The organism is Roseomonas fluvialis (assembly GCF_022846615.1).
GTDB lineage: Bacteria > Pseudomonadota > Alphaproteobacteria > Acetobacterales > Acetobacteraceae > Neoroseomonas > Neoroseomonas fluvialis.
Window position 1 is genome coordinate 2,241,705 of the sequence record NZ_AP025637.1, and the last position, 24,017, is coordinate 2,265,721.

Genomic DNA, 24,017 nt, shown 5'->3' on the forward strand with positions numbered 1-24,017 from the left:
CGGCCGGGCCTGTCCATCATTTTGAATTCAATTCTGCCATGACCCGTGCCCCCTATCTGCGCCTGCCCAAGCCGCGCGCCGGCGCGCAGGACCGCCACGACAGCCTGCCGCATTTCGTCGCGGCGGAACTGCGCGAGGCCATCCTGTCCGGCGCCATCCCGCCCGAGGCGCTGTTGCGGCAGGAGGACATTGCGTCGCGGCTCGGCGTCTCCCGTCCGCCGGTGCGCGAAGCGCTGCGGCAGTTGGCGGCAGAGGGCCTGGCGGAATCCCGCCCGCGGCGCGGTTATGTGGTTGCCGCCCTCGACCCCGCCGATATCGCCGAGATCTTCGAGATCCGCGCCCTGTTCGAGGAACGCATCGGCCAGGCCGCCGCGCGCCACCGCAGCGACGCCGACATCACCGCGATCGAGGCCGAGGCGGCGGCGATGGAGGCGCTGCCCGCCGGCACGCCCGAGGGCGGCCGCGCCTTCGCCCTGCACAACCGCCGCTTCCACGACCGAATCCGCGCCGCCAGCGGCCGGCGCGTCACCGGCGAATTGCTGGGCGTGCTGGCCAACCGCGTGGAACGCTACATCCGCCTCGGCGGGCAGATCGCCAACAGCCGCGCCCAGGTGAACCGCGAGCACCGCGACATCCTGGCCGCGCTGCGCGATGGCGACGCCGACCGTCTCGGCCTGCTGCTGCGGCTGCATGTACATGATGCCGGGGCGCGGCTGCTGCGCACGCTCGGGAAGGCCTGACGTACGCCCGCGGGGTGCCGTGCGTTCCAGCGCTGGACCAGCAGCCGGCCCGCGCGGCTTGAGTTTTGAATTCAAATCAGGCCCAATCCCCGAGGAACGCCGCGCCGGCAATGACCGGCCCCAGCCGGAGCCACCCATGACGACCACCACCCGCCGCAGCGCCCTTGTCCTGCCCGCCACCGTCGCGCTCGCGCGGCCGGCTTTCGCGCAGACCTTCCCGACCCGCCCGATCCGCGTGATCGTCCCCTTCGCCCCGGGCGGCACGACGGACCTGATGACGCGCCTGGTGGCGGACAACCTCGGCGCGCCGCTTGGCCAGCAGGTGGTGGTCGAGAACCGCGCCGGCGCCTTCGGTGTCATCGGCGCCGATGCGGTCGCGAAGGCGCCGCCGGATGGCTACACATTGCTCGCCGGCAGCCCCGGGCCGATGGCCGTGAACGGGCACGTCTATCGCAACCTGCCCTATGACCCGGCGCGCGACCTGTGCGGCGTCTGCATGGTGGCGAACATTCCCTACGTCATGGCGGTGCCGGCCTCGCTGCCGGTGAACACCGTGCAGGAGTTCATCGCCCTGGCGCGCGCGCGTCCGGGCAGCCTGAACTTCGCGACCTCCGGCATGGCGTCGCGGCTGACGGTCGAGATGTTCCGCGCCATGGCCGGCGGGATCGAGCTCGAGATGGTGCAGTACCGCGGCGGCGCGCCCGCGCGCACCGACCTCATCGCCGGGCGCATCCAGTTGGTGATCGAACAGGCGCCTGCTTTCCTCGAGGATTTCCGCGCCGGGCGGCTGCGTCCACTCGCGGTCGGCACGAAGCGCCGCTTCTCGCTGTTGCCGGATGTGCCGACGATGGAAGAGGCCGGGTTGGCGGGATACGAGGCGAATGCCTGGATGGGCTACGGCGCGCCGGCGAACACCCCGATCGAGATCCGCCGCCGCCTCGCAACCGAGATCGACCGCATCGTGAAGGCACCCGCGATCAGCGAACGCCTGGTTTCCTGGGGTGCGGAACCGCTCGGCGGCACGCCCGAGGACATGGACCGCATGCTCGCCGAGGATCGCGAGCGTTGGGGCCGTGTCGTCCAACTCGCGGGGATCGAGAAGGAGTAGGGCAGGCCCCTGATCGGCGGCTGCTCGGCTAGGGTGCCCTCGATAGACCGGCCGGCGCGCCGCGGCGGCGCGCTATTCCGCCGCACGCTTCGCCACCAGCGCATTGTCGGCGCCCAGCCGCGGCGCCGGCCCCTGCATGCATGGCCGCTCGCCATCGAAGGACAGCGGCATCGACACCAGCGAGAAATCCTCGCCCGGCACCTGGTTCACCATGCCCATCGCCTGCACCTGCGGTTCCGCCAGCACGTCGGGGATCGAGTTCACCGGCGCGCATGGCACGCCAATGCGCTGCAGCCGCGCGAGCCATTCGGCGCGCGGCACCGCACGCATGATGGCCGCGATCATCGGCAGCAATTCGCCCTGGTGCGTCAGCCGCGCGCGGTTGGTGTTGAAGCGCGCGTCGCTGGGCCATTCGGGGTGGCCGAGCTCGGCCGCGAAGCGCGTGAACAGCCGGTCATTGCCGCAGCACACCAGGATTGGCGCATCCGCCGCATCGAAGGCCTGGTAGGGCACGAGGTTCGGATGGCCGGAGGCATGGCGCGGCGGAACGCTGCCGGTGTTCACATAGCCGCTGATTTTCTGTCCGGCCCACATCACCGCCGTCTCCAGCAGCGATGTGTTCACCACCCCGCCGCGCCCGGTGCGATGCCGCCGTTCCAGCATGGCCAGCGCGCCCAGCACGGTCCACATCCCCGTGCCCTGGTCCACCACGGAGGCGCCCATGCGCACCGGCGGCCCGTCGGGCTCGCCTGTGATGGACGACAGCCCGCCGAAGGCCTGCAGCAGCGGCTCGTAGCCCGGGCGCAGCTTCTCCGGCCCGACATGGCCGAAGGCCGCCATGGCGCAGTAGATCAGCCGCGGGTGGCGCGCCGTCACCGCGTCAGGCCCGATGCCCAGCGTCTCCGCCACGCCGGGGCGCAGGTTGTGCAGCATGATGTCGGCGTCGGCGAGCAAGCCATGCAGGGCCGCCACGCCGGCTTCAGACTTCAGGTCCAGCGTGACCGACTTCTTTCCGCGGTTGAATTCGTGGAAGTTCAGCGCATCGCCGTGGCGGAACGCCGCGCCCATCTGGCGCGCATCGTCGCCGCCATCGGGTTTCTCGACCTTGATGACCTCGGCGCCGAGGTCGGCGAAGATCGCGCCCGCGAAAGGCCCCGCCAGCACCTGGCCAAGCTCGACGACGCGCAGCCCATCCAGAACACCCCTGGTCATTGCAGTTCGATCCCGGCTGCCGTCACGAGGCGTTTCCACTTGTCGATCTCCGCCGCCTGGAAGGTCGCGAGGTCCTCCGGCGACCCCGGGCGCAGCACCATGCCGTTGGCGGTCAGGCGCTCGGCCGTGGCGGGGCGCGCCATGACGTCGTTGATCAGCCGGTTCATCCGCAGCACGATCGGCGCTGGCGTGCCGGCGGGCGCATAGACCGCGTTCCAGGACAGCATCTCGTAGCCCGGGAAGCCCTGTTCCTCGACCGTCGGGATCTCCGGCAGCAGCGCCACGCGCTGGCGGCTGGTGACGCCGATCGCGCGCACCCGGCCCTCGCGCGCATGCGGCGCCGAGGTGGTCGCATCGACGAACATCACCTGGGCCACGCCGCCGATGACATCGGTGATGCCGAGCGGGTTCGACCGGTAGGTCACGTTCACCATGTCGATGCCGGCCTGCGCCTTGAACATCTCGCCCGCGACGCGCGAGGAGGCCGAGCCGGATGCGAAGTTCAGCCGCCCCGGATTGGCGCGCGCATAGGCGACCAGGTCCTGCATCGATCGCACCGGCAGGTCGTTGTTCACCACCACCAGCAGCACGCCCACGCCGATCACCGCGACCGGCGCGAAATCCGCCACAGGATCATAGGGCAGGCGGCGGAACAGCGCGGGGTTCGACCCATGCGTCGTGTTGGCAGTCCACAGGAAGGTGTAGCCATCGGGCCTGGCGCGCGCGACCGCCTCGGACGCTATGAAGCCGTTCGCGCCGCCACGATTGTCCACGACCACTGGCTGGCCGAGTTCCGCGCCGATCGGGTCGGCGAACAGTCGCGTGGTCACATCGGTGCCGCTGCCGGCGGGAAACGCCACGATGAAGCGGATGGGGCGGGCGGGCCAGGCGGGCTCGGCGGTCTGTGCGGCCGCCACGGCGGGCAGGCCGGCGAGCGCTGCGAAGGCGGCACGGCGGGTGAGGGGCATCGGGTGTTCCTCCGGTGCATCGCCCTCTGGCGGGGCGCGTGGCGCGGTCCTAGGCTTCACCGCAAGCAACAACGTCCCTGCGACCATGCCCGGGTGTCAACGCCCGGCCCATGCGGGACGGAGGGAGCAGCGATGCCCGACCTGCCGAAGCACGTCCATTTCCACGAGGAAGGCCCGCGCGAGGGCTTCCAGATCGAACGCGGGACCTTCCCGCTGGCCGATCGCGCCGCGCTGGTCGATGCGCTGTCGGAGACCGGGCTGGACGAGATCCAGGTGGCGTCCTTTGTCTCGCCCAAGGCGGTGCCGCAGATGGCGGATTCCGAGGCGCTGTTCGATACTATCAAGCGCAAGCCCGGCGTGCGCTACGACGCCGTCTGGCTGAACGAACGTGGCTACGAACGCGCGCGCGCCGCGACGGGCGTGCACATCACCGGGCGCATCGCGCTTTATGCATCGGACGCCTTCGCGCTGCGCAACAACAACTGCACGGCGGCGGAGATGCGCGCGCGCGTCGATGGCTGGCTGGATCGCTACGCGGCCGATGGCGTGCCGATGGAACGCGCGCTGGTGATGGCGGCCTTCGGGTGCAATTTCGAAGGTTCGGTGGATCCGGCGCGCGCGGTCGGCGAGTTGGTGTGGGCCTGGAAAACCTGTCGCGCGCGCGGCATGGCCTCACCGCGACTGTATCTGGCCGATACCATGGGATGGGCGAACCCGCAGTCGATCCGCCGCGCGGTCGGTCTGCTGCGCGAGGCGCTGCCCGAAGCCGAGGTGGGGTTGCACCTGCACGACACCCGCGGACTTGGCCCTGCGAATGTGATGGCGGCGCTCGAGATGGGCGTGTCGCATTTCGACAGCTCGGTGGCCGGCCTGGGCGGCTGCCCCTTCGCGGGCCATGGCGATTCGCGCGGCGCGGGCAACATCTGCACCGAGGACATGGTCTTCCTGTGCCACGAAATGGGCATCGGGACCGGCATCGATCTGGAAGCGCTGGTCGAGGCGGCGCGCCTCGCGGAACGGATCATCGGCCGCCCGCTGCCGGGGCGCCTGATGCATGCCGGCACGCTCACGGCGTATCGGCAGCGACGGGCGGCGGCATGAACCGCCGCCCGAGCTACGACTACTTCAGCGTGTTGAGGTAGGCGATCAGGTTGTTCAGCTGTTCCTCGTTGCGCAGGCCCGGGTAGGACATGCTGCCCTGCGGCACCACCGCCTTCGGATTGGTGATGTAGGCGCGCAGACGATCCTCGTTCCAGGCCAGGCCGCCGGCGGCGAGCTCACGCATGTTCGCCGAGTACCGGAACCCTTCGATCGAGGCGGCCGGACGGCCCACGACGCCCCACAGGTTCGGGCCGACGCCGTTGCGCCCGCCCTGGTCCGGCGTGTGGCAGGCTCGGCACTGGTTGAACACGCGCTGGCCCGCTGCGGCATCGCCCGCCTGGGCAGATGCCAGGCCCGGCGCGAAGGCCACGGCTGCGACAGCCATCGTCATCATCATTCGACGCATGCGTAACTCCCTCCCGAAGGTGAACGCGCGTCCGCGGCAGAAGGTTGCGGGCGCGGGGCAAGTGCCTCAAGTGACCGGTTCCAGCCAATTAATCACCTTTGCCATTCTGGCAAGGCGAAACCGCGGCGAGACGAAGGAATGGTGGCGGCATGGAAAGCCTGGTGCGCAGCGGTCACGTCGCGGATGTCATCCTGGCCTGTCTGGTGCTGGAGGCGATGGCCCTGCTGGCCTGGCACCGCGCGACCGGTCGCGGATTGGCGCCGGGCGCGGTGGCGGCGCTGCTGTTGCCCGGAGCCTTCCTGGTGCTGGCGCTGCGCCTGGCGCTGACCGGTGAGGCCTGGGCCTTGATCCCAGTGGTCCTGGTGGGCGCGCTGGCGGCGCATCTGTGGGACCTGCGCGCGCGCCTGCGGTCATGAGGCGGTCCGGTCGCATGGTTTCGGATGACGCAGCGGACTGGGTGTGTGTAAACTTGATTTGACAGTCATGGCTGTCCAACATTTCGCACAATGACGGAGGGCCACCATGAACGGGAGCAGCTACCGGATCGCCTTCGAAAGGCTCAGGGCCGGGTTCCAGCGGGCGGAATTGGGCACCGATGTCGAGGCCCTGGAGCGTGCACGCGGCGACATGGACGCATTCGTCGCAGCGATGGTGACCGACCCGCGCCGGTTGCGCGCGTTGGCGCGCACGAGCGCGGCCGCAGCGGCCGAGGTCGAGCGCCTGGCCGCCGAGACCGAGATCCCGCGCATGGTGCTCGACCCGGTGCACGACGCATCCTTCACCAGGCTGTGGGTCGCAACGCTGGATGACGAACGTCTGCGGTTGCTGCAGCGCGTGATGGCGGACGAGGTGAGTCGACGCCGCCAGGACAGCGTGGCCGAAACCTATGCGCCGCGCCGTCGCCCGGTCGCGCAATATGCGCGCTGGTTCGGCTGACATACGGCGGACGGTCCGGCAGTCGGCCGTGCGCTGACCTGGGCGGCGTCGTGCAGCAGGCATGCGGCTGGCGCGACGTCTTCGGGTGCGCCATTAGCACAGCGTCCACAGGCTGATTACCACGCGACAGCCACGATCGCGCTGCTTGCGCGACGTCCAGATGCGCGCGTGACGCGCGACATCCAGATGCGCGCGCGACGCGCAACATCCACATGCGCGCGTGACGCGCGACGCCGCTATCCCCGCGCAGCCGGCCGCATTGAGGCGTCGGCCCGCGCCTGACGTCAGACGCCGCGGCGATGCGGCGCTGGGCGGGGGCTCCGATCGCGGCTCAGGTCAGGACATCGGCCGGGCTGTCGCGGCGCAGGCTGTCGCCGAGCTCGCGGCCGATCCGCTCGGCATCCGCGACGGCACCGCTGACGCGCCGGCGCAGCAGGAACGACCCATCGCTGCGCGCCACCAGCCCCGTCAGATAGAGCTGGCCGTCCATCAGAATGCGGGCATGCCCCCCGATCGGCGTCCGGCAGGACCCGTCGAGCGCGGCGAGCAGCGCGCGCTCGGCGGCGGCGACGGCGCGCGCGGCCGGGTCTTCGATCGCGTGCAGCAGTTCGCGCAGCGCGATGTCGTCCTCGCGCACCGTGATGCCCACGATACCCTGGCCGGCGGCGGGGACCATCTCCTCGGCCTCGAGCACCACGCCGGCCTCAGCCTCGAGCCCGAGGCGCTTGAGGCCCGCATAGGCCAGCAGCGTGGCGTGGAACTCGCCCTCTCGCAGGCGGCGCAGGCGGGTCTGGACATTGCCGCGGATGGTCTCGACACGCAGGTCGGGGCGCGCGTGCAGCAGTTGCGATTGCCGCCTGACGGACGCGGTGCCGACCAGCGCGCCATGGGGCAGGCAGGCCAGCGGATCGCCGCGCGTGGGTTCGCCACAGTCGGGGCCAAGCACGATCGCGTCGCGTGCATCCTCGCGCTTCAGCAGGCACGCGAGCACGATTCCGGGCGGCAATTCGGTCTCGAGGTCCTTCAACGAATGCACCGCGAAATCCACGCGGCCGTCCAGCAGCGCTTCGTGGATCTCCTTGGCGAACAGGCCCTTGCCGCCGATCTCGGCCAGCCGGCGGTCCTGGATGCGGTCGCCCGCGGTCGACAGCGCGGTTTCCTCGAAGGCGGTGTCGCCCTGCAGCATCGGGCAGAAGCCGCCGATGCGCGAGAGGAAGTGCCGTGCCTGCCACAGCGCGAGCGGCGAGGCGCGAGTGCCGATTCGCAGGGGCGCCAGCGGGCGTTCGGCGATCTCGCTCATGCGCGGGCAAAGCCGAACAGGTGTGCCAGGTCCTTGAAGAAGATGCGCACATGCGCCATCGGGTCGCGGCGCGTGAGTTCCTTGTTCATGTAGGATTCCCAGGTGAGCCGCTGGACATCCTTGTCGGCGCAGATCTTGACGAATTTCTCGCGGCGCTTCTCGGAAGAATACCAGAAGTACTGCATGATCCCGAGCACCATGAAGACCGTGCCGTGGCCCTTCATGAAGCGCTTGCGCGCCAGTTTCAGCGCACGGGCGTCGCCGCTGGCCAGGCACGTCTCGCAGGCCTCGGCCGCGAGTCGCCCGCCCAGCATGGCATAGTAGATCCCCTCGCCTGAGGCAGGCGCCACCACGCCGGCGGCGTCGCCGGCCAGCAGCACGTCGCGCCCATTGTCCCAGCGCTTGGCCGGCTTCATCGGAATCGGCGCGCCTTCGTGGCGCAGCGTGCGCGCGGTATCGAGCCCGGTCGACTTGCGCAGTTCGGCGATGGACGCACGCAGCGCGAAGCCCTTCTGTGCCGATCCGGTGCCGATGCTCGCCGTCGTCCCGTGCGGAAACACCCAGGAATAAAAATCGGGCGAGTGCTTGCCCTGGTAGAACACGTCGCAGCGCTTCGGGTCGTAGGCATCGGACGCCGCGGGCGCCTCGATGATCTCGTGATAGGCGAAGACGAAGGGGATCTTGGCTGCCGCCGGCACTTCCTGCTTCGCCACCTTCGACCGCGCGCCATCGGCGCCGATGACCAGGCGCGTGCGCAGGCGATGGGTCACGCCGCCCTTGTCCTCGTAGACCACGACGGGGCTGCCATCGGCTTCGCGTTCGATGGCTTCGAAGGTGCCGGTGAAGCGCTCCGCGCCCTCATGCGCGGCGCGGGCGCGCAGGTATTCGTCGAAATGCTCGCGGTCCACCATGGCGACGTAGCCATTGCCGTCGATCGGCATGTCGACGGTCTTGTCGGAGGGCGCGATCATGCGCGCGCTGTTCACCCGCGCGCAGATGATGTGGTCGGGGATGGCGAAGTCGCGCACCAGGCGCGGTGGGATGGCGCCGCCGCAGGGCTTGATGCGGCCCGCGCGGTCCAGCAGGGCCACCCGACGACCGGCGCGCGCCAGGTCCTCGGCGGCGATGGCGCCGGACGGCCCCCCGCCCACAACCACCACGTCGAATCGATCCTGCGTGTGCATGGCGGTCTCCGGTGTCATTCGGCGGGAAGCATGGGGCCGTAGCCCGGTTCGCGGCGTTGCCGCCCGATGCGCGCAGCCAGCATCGCCGCGGCGACGAAGACCAGCGCATCGATCACGAAAACGGTCGCGTAGGCGGCGTGCGGCGCACCGAGAACCAGTCGCGCCACATCCACCAGCGCGGCACCGGCCAGGCCGCCGATGCCGAAGGCGACGGCCTGCGCCGCGCCCCAAAGGCCCATCCGCGTGCCCTCGCGCTGCTCACGGCCCTGGCCGACCATCTGCATCATCGAAGCGATGGCCGCGGCGGCGAAGATGCCGTTGCCCAGGCCCAGCGCGAAGAAGGCGGGCGCCAGCGGGAAGGCGTCGCCCATCGCCGGGCTCGCGGCCAGCAGCAGCAGCGCGCTGGCGGCAAAGAGGCAGCCGCCGATGGTAAACCCGCGCAGCGTATGCGCGAAGCGACCGTGAAAGGCGGAGCCGATCACCGCGACCATGACCATCCCGGCCAGCGTGCCGCCATTCTGCAGGGAGGAAAGCTGCGTGCTCTCGCCCAGCGTTCGTCCGAAGACCGCGCCGGCGAAGGGCTCCAGGATCAGGTCCTGCGCGCTGTAGGCCAGCATCGACAGGAAGATGAAGATGGTGAAGCGCCGCGCCTCGGGTTCCGCCCAGACTTCCGCGATCGCGCGGCGGAAGGGCGGCTTGGCGGAGGGTGCGGCGGCCGGGCGCGCGGGGGAGGGGCCTTCGATGCCAAGCACGCCGATGGTGGCCAGCAGCATCGCGATCAGCGACACCCCAGCCGATACCGCCACCAGCCGTTCCGGCGAATAGGGGTCAAGCAACCGCCCGCCAATCGCGGTGGTGAGGATGAAGCCGGCAATCATCATGATCCAGACGATCGAGGCGGCCGCCGCGCGGCGCTGTTCATCGACGCGCGCGGCCAGCAGCACCAGCAGCGAGGTCCCGGACGCACCCACGCCCAGGCCGATCATCAGGAAGGCCAGGACCGACAGGGCCAGCCCGGCATTGAAGTCGCTGCCCATCAGCGCCGTCGCGGCCGCAGCCAGGACCCCGCCCATGCCGAGCACCGCCATGCCGCCCAGGATCCAGGGCGTGCGCCGCCCACCCATGTCGGACCCGTAGCCCCAGCGCGGACGCAGCATCTGCAGCGCGTAGTGAATGCCCACCAGCACGCCGGGCAGCGTCGCCGGCAGCGCCAGTTCCACCACCATCACGCGGTTCAGCGCCGAGGTGGTGAGCACGACGATGGCGCCGAGTGCCGTCTGGACCAGCCCCAACCTGACAATGCCAAACCAGCCCAGCGGCGCGCGCATCACAGCACCGCCCCGGCGCGCAGCGCAAAGCCGCAGGTCAGCATGCCGAGCACGAACATCAGGACCCCCGTGCCGTTGTACCAGGGCGCCAGCGCCTTCGGGTCGCGCAGCATCCGCGCCATTGCCCAGCTCTGGCCGGCCAGCAGCAGCGCGACGATGGCGGCATGCACCGGTGCGTCCATCGCGACCAACAGTGCCACCACCACGACCTGCGGCACGCCCATGAACCAGCAGGCGACCCGTGCTGCGCGTTCCGGGCCAAGCTGTACGGGCAGGGAGAGGATGCCGATGCGCCGGTCGCCCTCGATCGCCTTGAAGTCGTTCAGCGTCATGATGCCGTGTGCCGACAGGCCGTAGAGCGTTGCGATCAGCAGCACTTCGAGGCTCGGCGCCGCGGCGGAGAGCACGGCTGCTGCGGTGATCCAGGGCAGGCTTTCATACGCGAGCCCACACGCCAGGTTGCCCCACCAGCCATTCGCCTTGAGCCGCAGCGGCGGCGCCGAATAGGCCCAGGCCAGTGCGACGCCGAGCAGCGTCGCCAGGAACCCCCAGAAGCCGAGCATCGCGCCCCAGGCCAGCGACACGCCGGTCCAGGCCACTGCGACATACAGCCCCCAGCGGCCCGGCATGCGCCCCGAGGGGATCGGTCGCTGCGGTTCGTTGATGGCGTCGACGTGGCGGTCGAACCAGTCGTTCACGGCCTGGCTCATGCCGCAGACCAGCGGTCCGGCCAGGATGATGCCGGCGATCGCCAGGTGCCATGTGCTGCCGAAGGGCGCGCCGGACGACACGGCGCCACACATGAAGGCCCACATCGGCGGGAACCAGGTGATCGGCTTCAGCAGTTCCAGCACCACGCCCGGGGCGGGGTGGCTGCGCGCCAGCGGCACCGGCGCGTCGGGGCTGTCGGTGCGGCCCGACATGGCGCCCTAAAGCTGCTCGCCCGGCTCGGCGCCGAGGTCGCCGAGGCCATAGCGGCGGAGCTTCACATACAGGGACTGCCGCGACAGACCGAGCATCTCGGCTGCCGAGGCGCGGTTGTCGCCGGACAGCTCCAGCGCCGCTTCGATGCAGAGCCGTTCGATCGCGTCGGTCGCCTCGCGCACCAGGTCCTTGAGCGGCACGCGGCCGATCAGTTCGGTGAGTTGTTCGACCGAACGGGTCGGCCGCGCGCCGGTCGGGACCGGTGCGCGCACCCGCGGGCCGACATCGCGCATGGTGAAGCCGAAGACTGGCTTGCCGCCGTTCATCACCGTGACGGCGGAGATCTCGACCTCGGTGCGCGCGCCGTGTTCGCCGCGCAGAACGGAGGAATATAGCCGCACCGTGCCGCGGTTGCGCAGGTGGCCGAACAGCACTTCGGCTTCGACATCCTGGTTGCCGAGCCAGCGTTCGAGGGGTTCGCCACGCGCCTGGTCCTCGCCCGGGACCTCGATCATCTCAAGGAAGGCGGCGTTGGCCGTGATGACGCGGCCATCCGACCCGGCGACGACGAAGGCATCGGGCGCGCCTTCGATCAGCTTCAGCATTTTGGTCTTGACCGGCGGCAGCGAGACGACCGCCTGGTCGGGCAGGGCGATGCGTACCAGGAACAGCAGCGTCCCTTCCTGGCGGAAGGTCGAGGCGGAGACGGTGACGTCGCTGCCGCCCTCGGCGAGGCGCGCCTGAACATCGTCCGCGCGTCCAGCCGCGCGCACGGAGGCCAGCAGCGCCTGCACGCCCGAGCGCGACTCCGCGGCGAAGGCCTCGCCGATCGTGCGGCCCACGGCACGCCTGTCGTTCTTGCCGAACAGGCGCAGCGCGGCGGGATTCGCCTCTGTCACGCGCAGTGTCGTGCCGTCCAGCACCAGCACGGGGTCGGGCGACATCTGGAACAGCAGGCGATACCGCGTCTCGGCCTGGCGCAGTCGGGAATAGTCCCGCTCCATCGACTGCTGCACCTCGACCAGGCGCTGTTGCAGGCGCGAGACAGGCCGCAGGTCGCGTCCGAACACCACGATGCGCCCCGCCTTGCCCACCGGCGCGGCGGAATAGAGGATCGGCACCGAGGCGCCATCGCCGGCGACCTGGTTCACGTGGCGCCAGCGCCCGGCATCGGTGGCGGCGCCCCGGCGTGTGATTTCCTCGACCTTGGGACGGCTGTCCTTGGCGACCGTGTCGATCCAGGGCTGGCCGAGCCAGTTGCCGTGCGAGGCGAATTCGCGCGACAGCTCGGCGTTGCTGAAGGCGACGTCGCGGATGATGCCGCGCTCGTCGAGAATGAGGGCGATATCTGCTGCTGCGCTGATCAGCGCAGCGGCCGCGTCCGCATCCAAGTCGCCGAGCGACTTGCGGGGGGTGCTGAAGGCCTTCACGGACTGTACCGCCTTTGCTTGCTGTGCCTGTTCCCCACAACGTTCAGGAAGGGCGTTCGGTCAGGGCATAGGCCGCGCCTGACGCGCGCAAATCTGTTATTGGGCCAGCCGGCGGCGGTCATGCGCCGCGCCCCAGCAGTGCCAGCATCGTCTCGGCCTGCAGCGTCGCCTGGCGGCCGTCGGCCGCTGTCGCGTCTGCGCCCACCAGGGCGACCAGGTCCGGCCGATCGACGAAAAGCGGCCCGCCCACCAGGATCCCGACGCCGGCATTGCGCGACGCGCGCCGCACGTCGCGGATCAGCATCGCGAGGTCGCCGAGATGGTCCTCGCAGGCGAGCGAGAAGCCGGCGACGCCGAACCACACGCGCTGCGCGGCCTCAAGGATCTCGGCACGGTCGACGCCGGCCCCCGACCAGACATCCCAGCCGGCGCCGCGGAAGAACTGCTCGACCACCAGGATGCCGAAGCTGTGCTGTTCCCCCGGCGCCGGGGCCAGCAGCACGCGGCGGTCCGGTTCGGCGCGCTTGGCGCGCAAGGTGAAGGCGGGGCTGTATTCGCGCACCACCTGGTGCAGGCACGACAGGCCGATGGTCACGGTGGTGAAGTCGCATTCATCCTCCTCCCACATCACGCCGAGACGGCGCGCCACGGGCGAGAGCAGGTCGAGGTAGATCCGTTCGAGCGACATGCCGCGTGCGCGCAGTCCTTCGAGGTAGGAGAGCGCGCCGGGCAGATCGGCCTGAATGGCCAGGCTGGTCAGTGCGCTGACGTCGTCCGGTCCAGGCGCACCGCCCGGGCCCGAGTCGATGTAGGCGGCGGTGACTGTCGTGCGGTACGCGAGCACCAGGCGCGGGATGATGTCGGTCTCCAGCGTGCGCGCGAGAGCGGCAACACGGTTGCGGCGACGACGGGCCGCTCCGCTGGCCGGCGCCTGACGCGGTGCGGCCACGGGACGCCGGTCGCGCGCCTGGTCGAGCGCCGAACCATTGTCCTGCCCGGGCTGCTCGGCCTCGGTATCGCGCTCCTGGCCCGGCATGGGCTTGCCCACCATCGACATCTCCTGTCGCTGACTAGATGCCTCGTGCCCCAGACTGTCAAGCGATCAATACGTCAATCTCGCTTGACACTCTGCAGCAGCCCCCCCTAGCCTTCGATCAACCAGCAGCACTGGGAACGGGAGGGGCTGATGACAGTTTGTCGGGAACGACACGCAAGGCTTCGGACCTCCCTGACCGCCCACCCCGCCCTGTGCGGGTGGGTCGTGGCCAAGCCGGTAGGCGACGACGCGTGCAAGGGGATGTCAAGCAATGCAAGGTTCTAGGCGCAGTGGCGGGCTTCTCGATGCGCTCGATTGCTCGCCCTGGGGGGCGTCCTGCGGGCGCGGCCGACGCGCTGCAGCAGCGTCACGCCCGCTCTACACGGCCGAGGAGCGGGTGCGCCGCGATAGCTCGCCCTGGACGGTGGTGCAGGGCGTGCTGGCGCCGGTTCAGTTCGCAGTTTTCCTGGTCAGCCTGGGCCTGGTCGCGCGCTACCTGCTGACGGGCGAAGGGCTGTCGGCGGCGACCTGGTCGGTCGTCGCGAAGACGGGCCTGCTCTACCTCATCATGGTGACGGGCTGCATCTGGGAGAAGCGCGTGTTCGGGCGCTACCTGTTTGCGCCGGCCTTCTACTGGGAGGACGTGTTCAGCATGCTCGTCCTCGCGCTGCACACCGCCTATCTGGGCGTGGTGGTGGCGGGCATCGGTGACGGACGGGCGCAGATGATGCTCGCTCTCGCCGCCTACGCTGCCTATGTATTCAACGCTGCGCAGTTCCTGCTGAAGCTGCGCGCGGCGCGGCGCGACGAAGGCCGCTGGCGCGACGACCACGGCGCGGCGGCGGGAGCCGCCTGATGGATGGCCTAGCCGGCAGCCCTGCAAGCAGCGGTCCTGCCGCGGCGGCGGGCTGCGGCGACGTCCCGGTGCTGCGCGAACGCGGCCAGCGCGAGGTCTTCTGCGGGCTGACCGGGATCATCTGGCTGCACCGCAAGATCCAGGACGCCTTCTTCCTGGTGGTGGGCAGCCGCACCTGCGCGCATCTGCTGCAATCGGCTGCCGGCGTGATGATCTTCGCCGAGCCCCGCTTCGCCACCGCCATCATAGACGAGCGCGATCTGGCGGGCATGTCGGATGCCAATGACGAGCTCGACCGCGTGGTGACGCGGCTGATCGAACGCCGGCCCGACATCCGCATGCTGTTCCTGGTGGGATCCTGCCCGTCGGAGGTCATCAAGCTCGATCTGTCGCGTGCGGCGCAGCGGCTGTCGAAGCAGTTCAGCCCGGCGGTGCGCGTGCTGAACTACTCCGGCAGCGGCATCGAGACGACCTTCACCCAGGGCGAGGATGCCTGCCTCGCGGCGCTGGTGCCCGAGATGCCGGCCGAGCCCGGCTCCGCCCGGTCGCTGCTGGTGGTGGGCGCCCTGGCCGAGGTGGTCGAGGACCAGTTCCTGCGGCTCTTTGCCGCACTCGGCGTCGGGCCGGTGCGGTTCCTGCCGTCGCGTCGCGCGGCAGAGCTGCCGGCGGTCGGGCCGGGCACGCGATACCTGCTCGCGCAGCCGTTCCTGGCCGAGACGGCCAGGCTGCTCGAAGGCCGCGGTGCGCAGCGACTCGCCGCACCCTTTCCGCTTGGGGCCGAGGGCACCACGGAATGGCTGCGCGCCGCCGCGCGCGAATGGGGTGTGGATGCCACGAAGTTCGACGCGGTGGTGGCGCCTGGCCAGGCACGTGCCCGTGCCGCGCTCGCGCAGCGCGCCGAACGCCTGGCCGGCAAGTCGATCTTTTTCTTCCCCGACTCGCAGCTCGAAATCCCGCTGGCGCGCTTTCTGTCGCGCGAATGCGGCATGACGCTGACGGAAGTCGGCACGCCCTACCTGCACCGCCAGCATCTGGCGGAGGAACTGGCGATGCTGCCCGGGGGCATCACTCTGTCCGAAGGGCAGCATGTCGACCGGCAGCTTGACCGCTGCCGCGCGGCGCGGCCGGACATCACGGTCTGCGGCCTTGGCCTCGCGAATCCGCTGGAGGCCGAGGGTCTGACGACGAAGTGGGCCATCGAGCTTGTTTTCACGCCCATCCAGGGCTTCGAGCAGGCCGGTGATCTGGCGGAATTGTTCGCGCGGCCGCTGGTGCGCCGCGCCAGGCTGATGGTGTAGCGCCGTGGAGCTGGCCGTCTGGACCTACGAAGGGCCGCCGCATGTGGGGGCGATGCGAATCGCCACCGCCATGGAGGGCGTCCACTACGTGTTGCACGCCCCGCAGGGCGATACCTATGCCGACCTCCTGTTCACGATGATCGAGCGGCGCAGCAAGCGGCCGCCGGTGACCTACACTTCCTTCCAGGCGCGTGACCTAGGCGGCGACACCGCGGAACTGTTCATGGAAGCGGCCCGCGATGCCTATGCGCGCTTCAAGCCGCAGGCGATGCTGGTCGGTGCGTCCTGCACGGCGGAACTGATCCAGGACGATCCGGGTGGCCTGGCCAAGACGCTGGGGCTGCCGGTCCCGGTCGTGGCGCTCGAGCTGCCATCCTACCAGAAGAAGGAAAACTGGGGCGCGGCGGAGACCTTCTACCGCCTGGTGCGCGCCTGCGCCGGGCCGCGCGTGGCGCGCGCCGAAGGATCGCGCCCGAGCGCGAACATCCTGGGGCCGACGGCGCTCGGCTTCCGGCACCGCGACGACGTGGTGGAAGTGACGCGCCTGCTGGGGCGGCTCGGGATCGATGTGAACGTGGTCGCGCCGATGGGTGCGACGCCGGCGGATCTGGCACGACTCGGCGAGGCCGACGTGAACGTCGTGCTGTATCCTGAGACCGCCGGCACGGCTGCCGCCTTCCTGCAGCGCCAGCACGGCATTCCGGCAACCAAGACCGTGCCGGTCGGCGTGGGTGCGACTCGTGACTTCATCGCCGAAGTGGCGGCGCTCGTTGGCATCGACGCCACGGCGATGCTGGCGGAGGAGGCGTCTCGTCTGCCGTGGTATTCGCGTTCGGTCGACAGCACCTACCTCACCGGCAAGCGCGTTTTCATCTTCGGCGACGCCACCCACGCCGTGGCCGCGGCACGCATTGCGGCCGAGGAACTGGGCTTCGTCGTGGTCGGGCTCGGAACCTACACCCGCGAATATGCGCGCGAGGTGCGCGAGGCCGCGAAGGCCCATGGCATCGAGGCGCTGATCACCGACGATTACCTGAAGGTCGAGGAAGCGATCGCCGCGCTGCGCCCCGAATTGGTGCTGGGCACGCAGATGGAACGCCACATCGCCAAGCGGCTCGGCGTACCCTGCGCCGTCATTTCCGCACCCGTGCATGTGCAGGACTTCCCGGCGCGCTACTCGCCCCAGATGGGGTTTGAGGGTGCGAACGTCATCTTCGATACCTGGGTCCATCCGCTGATGATGGGGCTCGAGGAACACCTGCTGGGCATGTTCCGCGAGGATTTTGAATTCGCCGACGGCGCTGCGCCCTCGCATCTGGGCCATGCGCCCGTGCGCGAGGCGCCGCCAGAACCGGTTGCCGCCGGTCCCGCCACCTGGGCGGCGGAGGCCGAGAGCGAGTTGAAGAAGATCCCGTTCTTCGTGCGCGGGAAGGCGCGCCGCAACACCGAGAAATTCGCCCTGGAACGTGGCCTCGCCACCATCACGATCGAGACGCTGTATGATGCCAAAGCGCACTACTCCCGCTGAGGCCGCGCCCGCGCAGGGCGCGACCGTCCGCGTCGTGCTGGTCACGATGGACAGCCACCTGGCGCGCGCGGCGGACCGTGCGGCGCTGGTGCTGAAGCGCGAGATCCCGGGTCTTCGCTTCGTGGTGCACGCCGCCGAGGACTGGGCGAGCGACGAGGTCGCGCTCGCGGCCTGCAAGGCCGATATCGCGCAGGGCGACATCATCGTCGCGACCATGCTGTTCCTCGACGAACACATCCGCGCCGTGCTGCCGGCGCTGCAGGCGCGCCGCGCGGATTGCGACGCGATGCTGTGCTGCCTGTCGGCGGGCGAGGTGGTGAAGCTGACCAGGCTCGGCCGTTTCGACATGTCGGCCGAGGCGCGCGGAATTCTCGGGCTGCTCAAGCGACTGCGCGGGTCGAAGGGGAAGGGCAGTGCGTCGTCCGGCGCAGGGCAGATGCGCATGTTGCGCGAATTGCCCAAGCTGCTGCGCTTCATTCCCGGCACGGCGCAGGACGTGCGCGCGTATTTCCTGGGGCTGCAGTACTGGCTGGCGGGCACCGAGGAGAACCTCGGCAACATGGTGCGGCTGCTGGTGAACCGCTACGCTGCAGGGCCGCGCGCGAAGTTGGCCGGGTCGCTGAAGGTGGCCGCCCCGGTGCAATACCCCGATGTCGGGCTGTACCATCCGCGGGCGAAGGGACGCATCGTTGAGCGCCTCGATTCCCTGCCGCGCGAAGGCCATGCAGGCACGGTGGGGCTGCTGGTCATGCGGTCCTACCTGCTGGCCGAAAACGCCGCGCATTATGACGGCGTGATCGCTGCGATCGAGGCGAAGGGGCTGAAGGTGGTGCCGGCCTTCGCGTCCGGGCTCGACCAGCGCCCGGCGATCGAACAGTTCTTCCTGCGCGACGGGCGCGCCACGGTGGATGCGGTGGTATCGCTGACCGGCTTCTCGCTGGTCGGTGGGCCTGCTTACAACGATGCCCGCGCGGCCGAGGACATGCTCTCGCGTCTGGATGTTCCCTACCTGGCGGCGCATCCGCTGGAATTCCAGACGCTGGCGCAGTGGCAGGGCGACGCCCGCGGCCTGACGCCGGTCGAGGCCACCATGATGGTGGCGATCCCGGAACTCGACGGTGCCATCGCGCCGATCACCTTCGGCGGGCGCTGCGGTGCGCGCGGGTCGGGCAAGCCCTGCGAGGGGTGCGACGGCGTGTCCTGCGCCTCCGACATGGTGCCGCACCGCGAACGCGTGGCGATGCTGGCGGCACGCGTGGCGAAGCTGGTGGCGCTGCGGCGCACCGAACGCGCGGCCAAGCGTGTCGCCATCGTGCTGTTCAACTTCCCGCCCAATGCCGGGGCGACCGGTACCGCGGCCTACCTGTCGGTGTTCGAATCGCTGTTCCGGACGCTGAAGGCCATGAAGGCCGGTGGCTACACGGTCGATGTGCCTGAGAGCGTCGAGGCACTGCGCAAGGTCGTGCTGGAAGGCAATGCCGCGCGCTACGGCGCGCCCTGCAATGTCGAGGCGCTGGTCACGGCCGACGATCACGTGCGCCGCGAGCCGCACCTCGCCGAGATCGAGAAGACCTGGGGCCCGGCGCCTGGCCGTGTGCAGACCGATGGGTCTTCGCTGCTGATCTACGGGCTGCGTCTGGGCAACGTGTTCATCGGCATCCAGCCGAATTTCGGCTGGGAAGGCGACCCGATGCGCCTGCTGTTCGAGCGCGACTTCGCGCCAACGCATGCCTTCTCCGCCTTCTACCGCTGGATGCGCGAGGATTTCGGCGCGCATGCGGTGCTGCACTACGGCATGCATGGCGCGTTGGAATTCATGCCGGGCAAGCAGACGGGTGTGTCGGGCGAATGCTGGCCGGATAGGCTGATCGCGGACCTGCCGAACCTGAACCTCTATGCGTCGAACAATCCGTCGGAAGGCGCTTTGGCCAAGCGTCGTGCGGCGGCCACGTTGATCTCCTACCTCACGCCGCCGGTGGCGCATGCCGGGCTGTATCGCGGGCTGCTCGACCTGAAGGCGTCGCTCGATCGCTGGCGCAACCTGGCGCCGGATACCGACCACGGCACGCGCGCCGCGCTTGCCGGGTTGATCCAGGCGCAGGCATCGCAGGTCGATCTCGCGACCCCTGAACCGGTCTGGGGCGATACCGCGCCCGCGGAGATCCTGAAGCTGAGCGCGGCGCTGCTCGAACTGGAATATGAGCTGATCCCGCAGGGCCTGCACATCATCGGCGAACCCCCGGGACCCGAGGCGCGGGCGCAGATGCTCGACGCGGCCGGCGTCACGGACCCGGCGAAGCGCGCCGAACTGGACGCGCTGCTCGCCCAGGACCACGAGACGCCGGCGATCCTGCATGCGCTGGATGGCGGCTATACCCGCCCCGCACCTGGCGGCGATCTGTTGCGCAATACCGATGTGCTGCCGACCGGGCGCAACCTGCACGGCTTCGACCCGTTCCGCATCCCTTCGGCCTTCGCGGTCCAGGACGGTGCAAAGCAGGCCGAGCGCCTGCTGGCACGCCATGTCGAGGACAATGGCGCGCTGCCCGAGACGGTCGCGGTCGTGCTCTGGGGCACTGACAATCTGAAGACCGAAGGCGGACCGATCGCCCAGGCGCTGTGGCTTATGGGCGCGGAACCGCGGCACGATAGCTACGGGCGATTGGCGGGTGCGCAGCTTGTACCGTTGGAACGGCTTGGCCGGCCACGTGTCGATGCGGTGGTTACGCTTTCGGGCATCTTCCGCGACCTGCTGCCGATGCAGACGAAGCTGCTGGCGGAAGCCGCGCTGATGGCGGCAGAGGCCGACGAACCCGCCGATATGAACTTCGTGCGCAAGCACGCGCTGGCCTTCATCGCGCAAAATGGCGGCACGATGGAACAGGCGGCGCTGCGGGTCTTCGGCAACGCCGACGGTGCCTATGGCGCGAATGTCAACCTCATGCTGGAGCAGGGCTCCTGGCAGGAGGAGGACGAACTCGGCGACGCCTATGTGCGCCGCAAGGGCTTCGCCTACGGCGTCAGCGGCCGCCCGGCCCGGCAGGATGCAGTGCTGTCGCACATGCTCGGCACCGTCGAGGCGACGTACCAGAACCTGGATAGCGTCGAACTGGGCATCACCAGCGTCGACCACTACTTCGACACGCTGGGCGGCATCAGCCGCGCGGTGCGCACCGCGCGCGGCAAGGATGCCGCGGTCTATGTCGGTGACCAGACGCGCGGCGAGGGCAAGATCCGCACCGTCGCCGAACAGGTCGCGCTCGAGACCCGCACCCGCGCGCTGAACCCCAAGTGGTTCGAACCCCTGCTGCAGCACGGCCACGAGGGCGTGCGAACGATCGAGGCGCAGGTGACCAACACGCTCGGCTGGTCGGCCACCACGGGGCAGGTCGCCCCCTGGGTCTACCAGCACCTGGCGCAGACCTACATGCTCGACGAGGCGATGCGCCATCGCCTGGCCGCGCTGAACCCGACCGGTGCCGCGCGCATCGCGAACCGGCTGCTGGAGGCGCATGAGCGCCGCTACTGGCAGCCGAGCGACGACGTCCTCGATGCGCTAAGGCGCGCGGGCGAGGAACTCGAAGACCGTATCGAAGGCATTTCCGAAGGGGTTCCTGCATGACCGTCGTGATGAACCCGCCGCCGATTCAGACGCTCTCGAGCCGTCGCGGTGACGGGGAAGGCAGCGTGCAGGTGCACATGGACGCGATGGCCGCGGTCGGCACCGCCAAGGTCTTCGCCGTGTACGGCAAGGGCGGCATCGGCAAGTCCACCACATCCTCCAACCTGGCGGTGGCGTTCTCCAAGATCGGCCGGCGCGTGCTGCAGATCGGCTGCGACCCCAAGCACGACAGCACATTCACGCTGACCAAGCGCCTGATCCCGACGGTGATCGACGTGCTGGAGACGGTGGAGTTCCATTCGGAGGAACTGCGCACCGAGGACTTCGTCTTCGAAGGCTACAACGGCGTGCTGTGCGTCGAAGCGGGCGGCCCTCCGGCGGGCACCGGCTGCGGCGGCTACGTGGTCGGCCAGACAGTGAAGCTGCTGAAGGAGCACCACCTGCTCGACGAGACGGACGTGGTGATCTTCGACGTGCTGGGCGACGTGGTTTGCGGCGGCTTTGCCTCGCCCCTGCTGCATGCCGATCGCGGCATCGTGGTTGCGGCGAATGATTTCGACAGCATCTTCGCGATGAACCGCATCGTCGCGGCCATCAAGGCGAAGTCGAAGAACTACCCGGTGCGGCTCGGTGGCGTGATCGTCAACCGTTCCGCGGCAACCGACCAGGTGGAAAAGTTCAACAAGGCAACGGGGATGAGGACGCTCGCGCATTTCCCCGACCTCGACGCCATCCGACGGTCGCGGCTCAAGAAGGCGACCCTGTTCGAGATGGACGGCACGCCCGAGATGCTGGCCGTTCAGGCGGAATACATTCGCCTCGCGGAGCTGCTGTGGGCTGGTGTGGATCCGCTGCAGGCGGAACCGCTCAAGGACCGCGACATCTTCGACCTGCTGGGATTCGACTGAGATGACCAGCGGCACCTGGCAGGCCCGGCGGACGCAGATCGAGACCTATTTCGATCGCACGGCTTCGGAGACCTGGAAGCGGCTGACCTCGGATGCGCCGGTCTCCGGCATCCGCGCAACGGTGCGCGCTGGGCGTGATGCGATGCGCGCCACGCTGTTGTCGTGGTTGCCGGCTGACATGCGCGGGCTGCGCTTGCTCGATGCCGGTTGCGGCACGGGCGCGCTGTCGGTTGAGGCCGCCAAGCGGGGGGCCTCGGTTGTCGCGATCGATGTGTCGCGCTCGCTGGTGCAGGTGGCGCGCGAACGCGCCGCAGGCACGCCGGGCGAGATCCGCTTCGAGGTCGGCGACATGCTCGACCCCTACCTGGGCGATTTTGACCATGTTGTCGCGATGGACAGCCTGATCCACTACCGCGCGCCGGATGCGGTGCGCGCGCTGTCCGGGCTGGCGGCGCGTACGCGCGGGTCGATTCTGTTCACCTTCGCCCCGCGAACGCCGCTGCTGGCGGCGATGCACACCGTCGGGCGGATCTTCCCGCGCGGCGACCGCGCCCCGGCGATCGAACCCGTGGCCGAGGCCGCGCTGCGCCGGCTGATCGAACGCGATCCCGGCCTGGCCGGTTTCGCGCCTCGGCACAGCAAGCGGATCGCGTCGGGCTTCTACACCTCCCAGGCCATGGAGTTGCTCAAGCGATGAGCGGCCTCAACGCCCGCATCTCCCGCGTATGGATGAAGGTCGGTCGCGACCTTCTGCCCTTCGCCGACGAGCATACGGGCGACCTGCCCTGGTCGCGCCTGTTCCGGTTGTCGCTGTTCCAGCTGTCGTGCGGGATGTCGACGGTGCTGCTGATCGGCACGCTGAACCGCGTGATGATCGTTGAGCTCGGCGTCTCCGCCGGGCTGGTCGCGCTGATGGTGGCGCTGCCGCTGGTCTTTGCGCCGCTGCGCGCGCTGATCGGCTTCCGGTCGGACACCTACCGGTCGGTGCTGGGCTGGCGGCGGGTGCCGTATTTCTGGCTGGGCAGCGTGATCCAGTTCGGCGGGCTCGCGATGATGCCCTTCGCGCTGCTGATCCTGTCGGGCGACACCTGGGCACCGCCCTGGGTCGCCCAGGTGTGCACGGCGATCGCCTTCCTGATGGTTGGCGCGGGCCTGCATACGACGCAGACGGTGGGCCTGGCGCTCGCGACCGACCTGGTGCCGGAACGCGCGCAGCCGAACGTGGTAGCGCTGCTGTCGATGATGCTGCTGGCCGGCATGGTCGTCGCGGCCATCGGCTTCGGCTTGTTGCTCTCGGATTTCAGCCAGCTGCGGCTGATCCAGCTGATCCAGGGCGTGGCCGCGGCGACGCTGGTGCTGAACTTCATCGCCGTGTGGAAGCAGGAGGCGCTCGATCCGTCGCGCACCACCGGCCTCGGCCAGCACGAGCCCGGCTTCATCGAGAGCTTCCATCTGCTGCGCCGCGAGGGGCCGTGGAACCGCCGCCTGGCGGCCGTGGGCCTCGGGACGGCAGGCTTTGCGATGCAGGACGTCCTGCTGGAACCCTATGGCGGCCAGGTGCTGGGCCTGGGCGTGGGTGCGACCACGGGGCTGACAGCGCTGATGGCCGGTGGAGGCGTGTTGGGCTTCATCCTGGCCGCACGCTGGCTCTCGGCCGGGCGGGATCCCTATCGTATCTGCGGCTATGGCGCGCTGACCGGCATCGGCGGCTTCGCGCTGGTGATTTTCGCGGGCGCGGCCGGTTCGACGTTCCTGTTCGCCGCGGGCACTGCGCTGATAGGCCTCGGCGCGGGCTTCTTCGCCCACGCGACGCTGACCGCCTGCATGCGCGCAGCGCCGCCGGATCGTGTCGGCCTTGCGCTCGGCCTCTGGGGCGCGGTGCAGGCCACCTGCGCCGGCGTGGCGATCGCTTTCGGCGGCGCGCTGCGCGACGGCGTCACCGCGCTGGCAGAAGCCGGCTTCCTGGGTACCGGGCTCGAAGGCCCGGTCACCGGATACGTCACCGTCTATGCGTTCGAGATCGCGCTGCTCTTCGCGACCATTGCCGCTGTCGGACCGCTCGTGGCCCGGCTGCGGAATCCAGTGCCCATCCGGACCGGCGTCGCCGATCCGGCATCCATCCGACCCTGAAG

At 69.7% G+C, this 24,017-nt stretch carries 21 protein-coding genes; 12 read left to right on the top strand and 9 right to left on the bottom strand.

Annotated features, from left to right (window positions below):
• Positions 1-38 precede the first annotated feature (38 nt).
• Positions 39-740, top strand: coding sequence for a GntR family transcriptional regulator (locus MWM08_RS10895; protein WP_244459465.1), 702 nt, complete (start codon positions 39-41; stop codon positions 738-740).
• Positions 741-876: 136 nt separating this feature from the next.
• Positions 877-1,848 (top strand): Bug family tripartite tricarboxylate transporter substrate binding protein, encoded by a 972-nt coding sequence (locus MWM08_RS10900; protein ID WP_244459466.1) that lies wholly within the window; start codon positions 877-879, stop codon positions 1,846-1,848.
• A 72-nt stretch (positions 1,849-1,920) separates the two neighbouring features.
• On the opposite strand, the gene MWM08_RS10905 is transcribed toward MWM08_RS10900, so the two are convergent.
• Positions 1,921-3,060, bottom strand: a complete 1,140-nt coding sequence (locus MWM08_RS10905) for a CaiB/BaiF CoA transferase family protein (protein WP_244459467.1) — start codon at positions 3,058-3,060, stop codon at positions 1,921-1,923.
• On the bottom strand, positions 3,057-4,028 hold the full coding sequence (locus MWM08_RS10910) for a Bug family tripartite tricarboxylate transporter substrate binding protein (RefSeq protein WP_244459468.1): 972 nt from the start codon (positions 4,026-4,028) through the stop codon (positions 3,057-3,059). The genes MWM08_RS10905 and MWM08_RS10910 overlap by 4 nt, the downstream gene beginning before the upstream one ends.
• A 132-nt stretch (positions 4,029-4,160) precedes the next feature.
• Here MWM08_RS10910 and MWM08_RS10915 point away from each other — a divergent pair, with 132 nt between their 5' ends.
• Positions 4,161-5,129, top strand: coding sequence for a hydroxymethylglutaryl-CoA lyase (locus MWM08_RS10915; RefSeq protein WP_244459469.1), 969 nt, complete (start codon positions 4,161-4,163; stop codon positions 5,127-5,129).
• A gap of 19 nt (positions 5,130-5,148) precedes the next feature.
• On the opposite strand, the gene MWM08_RS10920 is transcribed toward MWM08_RS10915, so the two are convergent.
• Positions 5,149-5,514 (bottom strand): c-type cytochrome, encoded by a 366-nt coding sequence (locus MWM08_RS10920; RefSeq protein WP_244459470.1) that lies wholly within the window; start codon positions 5,512-5,514, stop codon positions 5,149-5,151.
• Between the two features lie 170 nt (positions 5,515-5,684).
• Between MWM08_RS10920 and MWM08_RS10925 the strand changes: the two genes are divergently transcribed.
• Both MWM08_RS10925 and MWM08_RS10930 read left to right on the top strand, forming a co-directional pair.
• Complete coding sequence (locus tag MWM08_RS10925) at positions 5,685-5,951, top strand: hypothetical protein (RefSeq protein ID WP_244459471.1); 267 nt, start codon at positions 5,685-5,687, stop codon at positions 5,949-5,951.
• Positions 5,952-6,057: 106 nt separating this feature from the next.
• On the top strand, positions 6,058-6,471 hold the full coding sequence (locus tag MWM08_RS10930) for a hypothetical protein (RefSeq protein ID WP_244459472.1): 414 nt from the start codon (positions 6,058-6,060) through the stop codon (positions 6,469-6,471).
• Positions 6,472-6,802: 331 nt separating this feature from the next.
• Here the strand turns inward: MWM08_RS10930 and hemC are convergent, their stop codons facing one another.
• From hemC to MWM08_RS10960, 6 genes are all read right to left on the bottom strand, one after another.
• Positions 6,803-7,771 (bottom strand): hydroxymethylbilane synthase, encoded by a 969-nt coding sequence (gene hemC / locus MWM08_RS10935; RefSeq protein ID WP_244459473.1) that lies wholly within the window; start codon positions 7,769-7,771, stop codon positions 6,803-6,805.
• Positions 7,768-8,973 carry a geranylgeranyl diphosphate reductase gene (locus MWM08_RS10940; protein ID WP_244459474.1) on the bottom strand — a complete coding sequence of 402 codons (1,206 nt, stop codon included), beginning with the start codon at positions 8,971-8,973 and terminating at the stop codon, positions 7,768-7,770. The genes hemC and MWM08_RS10940 overlap by 4 nt, the downstream gene beginning before the upstream one ends.
• Positions 8,970-10,283 (bottom strand): BCD family MFS transporter, encoded by a 1,314-nt coding sequence (locus MWM08_RS10945; protein WP_244459475.1) that lies wholly within the window; start codon positions 10,281-10,283, stop codon positions 8,970-8,972. Before MWM08_RS10945 ends, MWM08_RS10940 begins: the two co-directional genes overlap by 4 nt.
• On the bottom strand, positions 10,283-11,206 hold the full coding sequence (chlG, locus tag MWM08_RS10950) for a chlorophyll synthase ChlG (RefSeq protein WP_244459476.1): 924 nt from the start codon (positions 11,204-11,206) through the stop codon (positions 10,283-10,285). Before chlG ends, MWM08_RS10945 begins: the two co-directional genes overlap by 1 nt.
• A 6-nt stretch (positions 11,207-11,212) precedes the next feature.
• Positions 11,213-12,637, bottom strand: a complete 1,425-nt coding sequence (ppsR, locus tag MWM08_RS10955; protein ID WP_244459477.1) for a transcriptional regulator PpsR — start codon at positions 12,635-12,637, stop codon at positions 11,213-11,215.
• A 118-nt stretch (positions 12,638-12,755) separates the two neighbouring features.
• Positions 12,756-13,688, bottom strand: coding sequence for a cobalamin B12-binding domain-containing protein (locus MWM08_RS10960; RefSeq protein ID WP_244459478.1), 933 nt, complete (start codon positions 13,686-13,688; stop codon positions 12,756-12,758).
• Positions 13,689-13,944: 256 nt separating this feature from the next.
• Here MWM08_RS10960 and bchF point away from each other — a divergent pair, with 256 nt between their 5' ends.
• Genes bchF through MWM08_RS10995 form a run of 7 tightly spaced genes read left to right on the top strand, consistent with a single transcriptional unit; the run spans position 13,945 to position 24,015 of the window.
• Positions 13,945-14,529 carry a 2-vinyl bacteriochlorophyllide hydratase gene (gene bchF, locus MWM08_RS10965; protein WP_244459479.1) on the top strand — a complete coding sequence of 195 codons (585 nt, stop codon included), beginning with the start codon at positions 13,945-13,947 and terminating at the stop codon, positions 14,527-14,529.
• Entirely contained in the window at positions 14,529-15,827 is a 1,299-nt protein-coding gene (locus tag MWM08_RS10970; protein WP_244459480.1) for a ferredoxin:protochlorophyllide reductase (ATP-dependent) subunit N, read from the top strand. Before bchF ends, MWM08_RS10970 begins: the two co-directional genes overlap by 1 nt.
• A gap of 4 nt (positions 15,828-15,831) precedes the next feature.
• Positions 15,832-17,355 (top strand): ferredoxin:protochlorophyllide reductase (ATP-dependent) subunit B, encoded by a 1,524-nt coding sequence (gene bchB / locus MWM08_RS10975; protein ID WP_244459481.1) that lies wholly within the window; start codon positions 15,832-15,834, stop codon positions 17,353-17,355.
• Positions 17,327-20,977, top strand: a complete 3,651-nt coding sequence (locus tag MWM08_RS10980) for a magnesium chelatase subunit H (protein ID WP_244459482.1) — start codon at positions 17,327-17,329, stop codon at positions 20,975-20,977. Before bchB ends, MWM08_RS10980 begins: the two co-directional genes overlap by 29 nt.
• A complete protein-coding gene (gene bchL / locus MWM08_RS10985) occupies positions 20,974-21,885 on the top strand; it encodes a ferredoxin:protochlorophyllide reductase (ATP-dependent) iron-sulfur ATP-binding protein (RefSeq protein WP_244459483.1) in 912 nt (303 codons plus the stop codon). The genes MWM08_RS10980 and bchL overlap by 4 nt, the downstream gene beginning before the upstream one ends.
• A gap of 1 nt (position 21,886) precedes the next feature.
• Positions 21,887-22,582 carry a magnesium protoporphyrin IX methyltransferase gene (gene bchM / locus MWM08_RS10990; RefSeq protein WP_244459484.1) on the top strand — a complete coding sequence of 232 codons (696 nt, stop codon included), beginning with the start codon at positions 21,887-21,889 and terminating at the stop codon, positions 22,580-22,582.
• A complete protein-coding gene (locus tag MWM08_RS10995) occupies positions 22,579-24,015 on the top strand; it encodes a PucC family protein (RefSeq protein WP_244459485.1) in 1,437 nt (478 codons plus the stop codon). Before bchM ends, MWM08_RS10995 begins: the two co-directional genes overlap by 4 nt.
• The last annotated feature ends 2 nt before the right edge of the window (positions 24,016-24,017 follow it).

Excerpts from the sequence above, each read along its gene's own strand:
- MWM08_RS10895 (WP_244459465.1), top strand. The coding sequence starts at position 39 with ATGACCCGTGCCCCCTATCTGCGCCTGCCCAAGCCGCGCGCCGGCGCG.
- MWM08_RS10900 (WP_244459466.1), top strand. The coding sequence starts at position 877 with ATGACGACCACCACCCGCCGCAGCGCCCTTGTCCTGCCCGCCACCGTC.
- MWM08_RS10905 (WP_244459467.1), bottom strand. The coding sequence starts at position 3,060 with ATGACCAGGGGTGTTCTGGATGGGCTGCGCGTCGTCGAGCTTGGCCAG.
- MWM08_RS10910 (WP_244459468.1), bottom strand. The coding sequence starts at position 4,028 with ATGCCCCTCACCCGCCGTGCCGCCTTCGCAGCGCTCGCCGGCCTGCCC.
- MWM08_RS10915 (WP_244459469.1), top strand. The coding sequence starts at position 4,161 with ATGCCCGACCTGCCGAAGCACGTCCATTTCCACGAGGAAGGCCCGCGC.
- MWM08_RS10920 (WP_244459470.1), bottom strand. The coding sequence starts at position 5,514 with ATGGCTGTCGCAGCCGTGGCCTTCGCGCCGGGCCTGGCATCTGCCCAG.
- MWM08_RS10925 (WP_244459471.1), top strand. The coding sequence starts at position 5,685 with ATGGAAAGCCTGGTGCGCAGCGGTCACGTCGCGGATGTCATCCTGGCC.
- MWM08_RS10930 (WP_244459472.1), top strand. The coding sequence starts at position 6,058 with ATGAACGGGAGCAGCTACCGGATCGCCTTCGAAAGGCTCAGGGCCGGG.
- hemC (WP_244459473.1), bottom strand. The coding sequence starts at position 7,771 with ATGAGCGAGATCGCCGAACGCCCGCTGGCGCCCCTGCGAATCGGCACT.
- MWM08_RS10940 (WP_244459474.1), bottom strand. The coding sequence starts at position 8,973 with ATGACACCGGAGACCGCCATGCACACGCAGGATCGATTCGACGTGGTG.
- MWM08_RS10945 (WP_244459475.1), bottom strand. The coding sequence starts at position 10,283 with ATGCGCGCGCCGCTGGGCTGGTTTGGCATTGTCAGGTTGGGGCTGGTC.
- chlG (WP_244459476.1), bottom strand. The coding sequence starts at position 11,206 with ATGTCGGGCCGCACCGACAGCCCCGACGCGCCGGTGCCGCTGGCGCGC.
- MWM08_RS10960 (WP_244459478.1), bottom strand. The coding sequence starts at position 13,688 with ATGGTGGGCAAGCCCATGCCGGGCCAGGAGCGCGATACCGAGGCCGAG.
- bchF (WP_244459479.1), top strand. The coding sequence starts at position 13,945 with ATGCAAGGTTCTAGGCGCAGTGGCGGGCTTCTCGATGCGCTCGATTGC.
- MWM08_RS10970 (WP_244459480.1), top strand. The coding sequence starts at position 14,529 with ATGGATGGCCTAGCCGGCAGCCCTGCAAGCAGCGGTCCTGCCGCGGCG.
- MWM08_RS10980 (WP_244459482.1), top strand. The coding sequence starts at position 17,327 with ATGATGCCAAAGCGCACTACTCCCGCTGAGGCCGCGCCCGCGCAGGGC.
- bchL (WP_244459483.1), top strand. The coding sequence starts at position 20,974 with ATGACCGTCGTGATGAACCCGCCGCCGATTCAGACGCTCTCGAGCCGT.
- bchM (WP_244459484.1), top strand. The coding sequence starts at position 21,887 with ATGACCAGCGGCACCTGGCAGGCCCGGCGGACGCAGATCGAGACCTAT.
- MWM08_RS10995 (WP_244459485.1), top strand. The coding sequence starts at position 22,579 with ATGAGCGGCCTCAACGCCCGCATCTCCCGCGTATGGATGAAGGTCGGT.